This window comes from Pyxidicoccus fallax, assembly GCF_012933655.1.
Lineage (GTDB): Bacteria > Myxococcota > Myxococcia > Myxococcales > Myxococcaceae > Myxococcus > Myxococcus fallax.
On the sequence record NZ_JABBJJ010000514.1, the window covers coordinates 1 to 6,160 of the forward strand.

General features: G+C 70.9%; 4 protein-coding genes. 3 read left to right on the forward strand and 1 reads right to left on the reverse strand.

Annotated elements, in window-relative coordinates; translation table 11 throughout:
• Positions 1-274: 274 nt before the first annotated feature.
• Positions 275-1,921, reverse strand: a complete 1,647-nt coding sequence (locus tag HG543_RS50410; protein WP_169352131.1) for a mechanosensitive ion channel family protein — start codon at positions 1,919-1,921, stop codon at positions 275-277.
• A gap of 184 nt (positions 1,922-2,105) precedes the next feature.
• Here HG543_RS50410 and HG543_RS50415 point away from each other — a divergent pair, with 184 nt between their 5' ends.
• From HG543_RS50415 to HG543_RS50425, 3 genes are all read left to right on the forward strand, one after another.
• Positions 2,106-2,489 (forward strand): response regulator, encoded by a 384-nt coding sequence (locus HG543_RS50415; RefSeq protein WP_120202605.1) that lies wholly within the window; start codon positions 2,106-2,108, stop codon positions 2,487-2,489.
• Positions 2,490-2,494: 5 nt separating this feature from the next.
• Positions 2,495-4,045: a cytochrome c family protein gene (locus HG543_RS50420; RefSeq protein WP_169352132.1), complete on the forward strand. Its 1,551-nt coding sequence runs from the start codon at positions 2,495-2,497 to the stop codon at positions 4,043-4,045.
• 134 nt (positions 4,046-4,179) lie between these two features.
• Positions 4,180-6,117, forward strand: a complete 1,938-nt coding sequence (locus tag HG543_RS50425; RefSeq protein WP_169352133.1) for a LysM peptidoglycan-binding domain-containing protein — start codon at positions 4,180-4,182, stop codon at positions 6,115-6,117.
• Positions 6,118-6,160 lie beyond the last annotated feature (43 nt).

Consider the following 6,160-nt stretch of genomic DNA (forward strand, 5'->3'; position numbering starts at 1 on the left):
CCGCCCACCCGGGTCACCATACCCCCCCTTGCCGTATTCCGACTCCTCGGGCCCATCCGTGCGGCCACGGGACTGCGCGCTGGCGGTCAGCGGCGCGGCGGCGGCCACCATGAGGAGGGCCGCGCACAACCTGGCATGACGCTTCATCTCGAAGACTCCCCGAGCGATAGATGCGTAAGTTCCCGCGCTCCGACGGCGCGACGCGCTGGATATTCAAGCGTCCGCCACCCGACACGCAAGCGCTCCCGCGCTTCCCTCCCCGCGCCGGCTTTTCTCAAGCCCTGGGAGTGGCCTGGGGAGCGGCCGGCGTCTGGTTGTCCGGGGGCGGTGGAGACGGTGGCGCCGGCACCGGCCGGGCCTCGGTGCGGGTGACGGGCAGCCACTGGGGGTTGGCGCGCAGGAACTGCACCAGCCGCTCGCGGACCAGGGCTCTCAGGTCAAACAGCTTTTCCGAGTTCGCCACGCTGACCAGGGCCCGGACGGTGAGCGTCCGGTCCATGACCTCCAGGACGACCACGTTCCCCACCCGGCCGTCCCACATCTCGCGGGCCTCGCCCTCCAGGATGCGCTTGAGCTCCGCGCGGATGGCGTCGATGTCCGCGAAGTAGTCCACCTGGAGGATGACGGCACCGAGCATCCCCGGGCTGCCCTTGCTCCAGTTCTGGAAGGGCTTGTCGAGGAACTGGGTGATGGGGATGACCAGGCGGCGCTGGTCCCAGGTGCGCTGCACCACGTAGGTGAGGGTGATTTCCTCCACGGTGCCCCACTCGTTCTCCACGATGACGGTGTCACCGATGCGAATGGGCTGGGTGATGGACAGCTGGATGCCGGCCAGCAGCGTGGAGATGGACTTCTGCGCCGCGAGGCCGATCACGATACCGGCGATACCGGCGGAGGCGAGCAGCGACACGCCAACGCTGCGCACCACGTCGAACTGGATGAGCAGCAGCGCGACGGCGATGACGTAGGTGGCCACCTCGAAGATGGAGCGCAGCACCACCAGCTGGGTGCTCACGCTGCGCGCGCGCGAGGCGTCCTTCATCTCCGACGACACGCGGTTCTGCACGAAGGCGGCGGACACGCGCAGGAAGCGCAGGATGAACCAGGCCAGGGAGACGACGCCCAGCGAGTAGCCCACGCGGTTGCAGAGGTCCTGCCAGGGGCCCGGCAGGCGCAGGAGGACGGTGCCGGCCACCAGCAGCGCGGAGAAGACGACGAGCTTCAGCGGCCCCTTGCCCGCGGCGACGAGGTCATCGTCCCAGGTGATGCGCGTCCAGCGTGCCACGCGCAGGGCGAACGCGAGCACCACCCGCTCCAGCACCACCGCCAGCCCCAGGCTGCCCAGCAGCACCACCAGGAGGCCCAGCCACTGCCAGGGCTCCAGGCCCAGGAAGGTGTCGGAGAAGAAGAAGGGCGGCAGCCACTCGGCCACGCTCGGGCCGTACTGCGCGAAGAGAGGGTCCACCTGCCGCACCGTGGACTCGCTGAACACCCACACCAGCGCGCCCTCCGCCGTCACCCGCTGCACGCGGATGGGGACGTTGGCGCCCTCCAGCGGAATGGTGCCCAGCTGGTCGAAGCGGGCGTCCTGCGGGTCCCCTTCGGGGGCCTTGCTCAGCGAGGACAGGTCCACCGCGAGCTTGCGGTCGATGACGAACTTCAGGCGGCGGGCGAGCGCGGCGCCGCGCTCGGCCTGCTCGGCGCGGGGGATGAAGTCCAGGTCCAGGTAGTGCGCGGCCAGGGCGTAGTCCCCCCGGTGCGCCGCGGACAGGAAGCCCTGGACGGTGGCGTGCGGCGTCTGCCGGTCCACCGTCGGAGGGGGCTGCCCCAGGCCGTTGTTGAGCGCCAGGGCGGGCAGGCTCCAGAGGACGCTCCAGACGAGGACGAGGGCCCAACGGCCCGAGCTGTCACGGTGCATCATATGGGTCCTTCCATACTCCTTTTGAGCGTCCCGCAAGGAAGAAGTGGGGGGATGCCCCACGGGCGGCCGAGCGTGCGACGGTGGACAGCAGGACGTGGGAGCGGACGGGCCTGTCTCAGCGGGTGGGAAAGCGTTGGTGCGACGGGTGGGGGTAGGATAGAAACGCCTCCCAAGGAAGGTCGCCGTGTCCGAGAAGCGAAGAATCCTGCTGATTGACGACAGCGAAATCACGCTCGCCATGGAGAAGGCCGTGCTCGAGGCGCGCGGCTACGAGGTGGTGGCCACCTCGACGCTGATGGAGTTCGAGAAGACCCTCCAGAGCTGGCGGCCGGACCTCATCCTCACCGACATCCACATGCCCGAGGCCAAGGGCACGGACATCTGCCGCACGCTGAAGAACGAGTACGGCACGCAGGACATCCCCATCGTCCTCTTCTCCAGCCTGCCGGACGACGAGCTGTCCAAGCTCGCGGAGCAGGTGGGCGCCGACGGCTCGCTGTCCAAGGTGAACGGGCTGGAGGCGATGGGCGAGAAGATCGACGAGCTGGTGCAGAGCATCCTCTGGTGAGGCCCATGCGCACCGTCCTCGTCGCCGCGCTGCTGGGCGCGTCGCTCGCCGGGTGCATGCGCAAGGAGTCAGCGCCCCCGCAGGCCGAGGCCGGCACGGCTCCGGCGGCCACCGGGGCGCCCGCGGCCTCCGCGAACGCTCCGGGGGCCGTCCTCTTCGTCTCCGCCGACACGCGCGGCTACCTGGGCCCCTGCGGCTGCAGCGAGAACATGCGCGGCGGCATCGGCCGCGCCGCCGCCCAGGTGCTGGAGGCTCGCAAGGGCGCCCTGCCCGTCCTCTACGTCGACGGCGGCAACAGCCTCTTCGGCGAGCCCGAGCTGAAGCCCGGCCAGGTGCCCCAGGAGGAGCGCAAGGCGAAGGCCCTGGCGGACGCCATGCGGCTGATGGGGCTGTCCGTGCGCGCCACGGGCCCGCTGGACGACACGCGCGGGGAGGACTTCCGTCAGGGCCTGGGGCTGCCGGAGATGGCCCCCGGCACGGTGAAGCTGTTGCCCGCGGGCGCGCGCAAGGTGGGCGTGGTGGCGGCGGACACGCCGGAGCAGCTGGTGGAGGCCAGCGCCCGCGCCCGGAAGGAGGGCGCGGACTTCGTGCTGGCCCTGCTGGACGCCACGCTGGAGGCGGCGCAGGCCTCGGCGGAGCGCCCCGGACTGGCGGCGGACGTGGTGGTGGCCACGCGCACCGCCACGGAGTTCAGCGGCGAGCAGAACAAGCTGGTGCGCGCCGCGGTGCCGGTGGTGGCCCTGCAGAGCAAGGGGCGCTCCCTCCTGCGCGTGGACCTGGGCTACGCGCCCCAGCCCGGCCCCTTCACCCTCCAGGCCGACACCGGCCGCGAGGTGGCGTCGCTGGAGCAGCGGGTGGCGATGCTGGACAAGGAAATCAACCTGCCCGGCGTGGACCCGCGGCTGAAGGCGCTGAAGCAGTCCAAGCGGGACGAGCTGGTGGCGCGCAAGCAGGCCCTGCTGACGGCGCCGCCCCAGGCCACCGCGGGCGTCAACAGCTTCAGCCTGCGCTTCGTGCCGTTGGAGTCCGGCCTGCCCTCGCACCCGGACGCGCAGGCGCTGGTGGCGGCCTACGACGCGGACGTGGGGAAGATGAACCTCGCCTGGGCGAAGGAGCATGGGAAGGACTGCCCCGCCCCGAAGAAGGGTGAGGCCGCCTTCGTGGGCAACGAGCCCTGCCGCACCTGCCACGAGGAAGCCTTCCCCCAGTGGGAGAAGACGAAGCACTCCCACGCGTGGGAGACGCTGGAGGACCTGGGCAAGCAGTTCCACCTCAACTGCGTCAGCTGCCACGTGACGGGCTGGGAGCAGCCCGGCGGCGTGTGCCGCCTCGACAAGGTGGCCGGCCGCGAGGACGTCGGCTGCGAGGGCTGCCACGGCCCGGGCTCGGAGCACGCGGACGCGCCGTCCAAGGACAACATCCTCGCCTCGCCGGGCGAGTCACTGTGCGTCACCTGCCACAACCCGGAGAACTCGCCCCACTTCGACTTCGCGACGTACCTGCCGCGAATCCTCGGGCCGGGTCACGGAAAGCCGGCAGAGCCCGCGAAGAAGTAGGCCTCGCCCGCACGCCTGCTCCTACCTGGAGTCCCGCCAGGAGTCGCACCGCGTGACTCCTTGTTTGACTGTCAAGAAAAAGCGCGAATACTTCGGGCTTCGCCTGCTTCTGGGCGCCCCTGGTAAGCGACTCCATGCCGCCTCTCCCATTGCTGCTGCTCGCCCTGGCCTCGCTCCCCGCCTCGGAGGGCGCGTCGCCGCCCATGCCGCCGCCACCGCCCGGCATGCGGGTGCTGGCCGCGGACGAGAAGCGCCTGCTGACGGGAGAGGGCCCCACCGAGGCCACCCCCGAGGCGGCGGCGGAGGAGCCCGCCCCCGAGGAGGAGGCCACCAGCGAGGAGGTGGAGTCCGAGTCCGCGGAGCTGGAGGAGCTGCGCGCGCTGGAGGGCGCCACGTTGGACCCGACGGCCCGGCCGAGCGCGGAGGTGATGCAGTCGCTGAGGCGGCTGGGGCTGGCCAACCCGCTGCGCATGCGGATGCTGGACGCGCTGGACGAGCCCACCTTCCGCGAGGACGACGAGCTGGCGCCGCTGCCGCTCATCACGGACCTGGCGACGTTCGACGTGGCGCAGATTCAAGACCGCTACGACATCCCCGTGGAGATGCAGCCGCTGGTGGCGCAGTACATCCAGTTCTTCCAGGGCCCGGGGCGGCGCTGGTTCCGCAAGTGGATGTCGCGCGCGGCGCGGTACGTGCCGGTGATGCAGCCGATTCTCGAGCAGTACGGGCTGCCGAAGGACACGGTGTACCTGGCCATGATTGAGAGCGGCTTCTCCGCGCACGCGTACTCGTGGGCGCATGCCGCGGGGCCGTGGCAGTTCATCTCCAGCACGGGCAAGCAGTACGGGCTGAAGCAGGACTTCTGGGTGGACGAGCGGCGGGACCCCATCAAGGCCACGCACGCGGCGGCGTCGTACCTGCGGGATTTGAAGCGGGAGCTGGGGCACTGGTACCTCGCGTGGGCCGGGTACAACACGGGCTCCGGGCGCGTGCGGCGCATGGTGGAGCGCCACGGGACGAACAACTTCTGGGTGCTGTCCGAGGAGCGCGGGCTGGCGAAGGAGACGAAGCACTACGTGCCCAAGCTCATCGCCGCGGCGCTGGTGGCGAAGCATCCGTCCGCGTTCGGCTTCTCCGAGGAGGAGTTCGAGCCCGAGCCGGTGCTGGAGTTCGACGAGGTGGAGCTGACGGACGCCGCGGACCTGGACGTGGTGGCGCGGGCGGCGGGCGTGCCGGTGAAGGCGGTGCAGGACCTGAACCCGGAGCTGAAGCGCTGGTGCACCCCGCCGGCGAGCGCCAGGAATCCGTACAAGCTGCGGCTGCCCCAAGGCGCGAAGCAGCGCTTCGCGGAGAACTACCAGCGGCTGGCCCCGGCGGAGCGGCTGACGTTCCGCATCCACAAGGTGAAGCGCGGGGACACGCTGTCGCAGATCGCCGAGAAGTACGGCACGGCGACCGAGGCGATTCTGCAGATGAACCAGCTCAAGTCGGTGCGGACGCTGCGGCTGGGCGCGGAGCTGGTGATTCCGGTGCCGGCGGGCAAGAACGCGGGCGCGGCGCTGGCGAACAAGGTGGCGCAGGCGCGGCGCAGCGGCGTGGTGGTGCACCGGCCGGAGGACGAGGTGCCGGCGGGCACGCCCAAGGGGCCGGTGGCCGCGGGACCGGTGAAGACGGAGAAGGTCGCCGGCCGCACGCGGGTGACGTACGGCGTGCAGTCCGGGGACAGCCTCTGGGTGATTGCCACGAAGTTCAACGTGTCGGTGGACGACCTGAAGAAGTGGAACAACCTGAAGCGGCGCAACCCGACGCTGCAGGTGGGCTCGCTGCTGCACGTGTGGCCGGATGGAGACCCCGCCGGGGCGCAGGTGCAGGAGCGCGCGGGCACGGTGGTGGCGAAGCACACGATGCCGGGCAGGTCCGCCGGCCGGGTGCACCCGCTGGCCGAGGGCGAGACGCTCTGGTCCGTGGCCCAGCGCTACGGCGTCAGCGTCCAGGACATCATGCGGTGGAACAACATCAAGGACCACCGCACCGTCCCCGTGGGCAAGCTGCTCAACCTGAGCGCGCCGTGAGGCGGGTGGGCGGGGGATTTGCAGTACGGGTGGGGACTGTCTC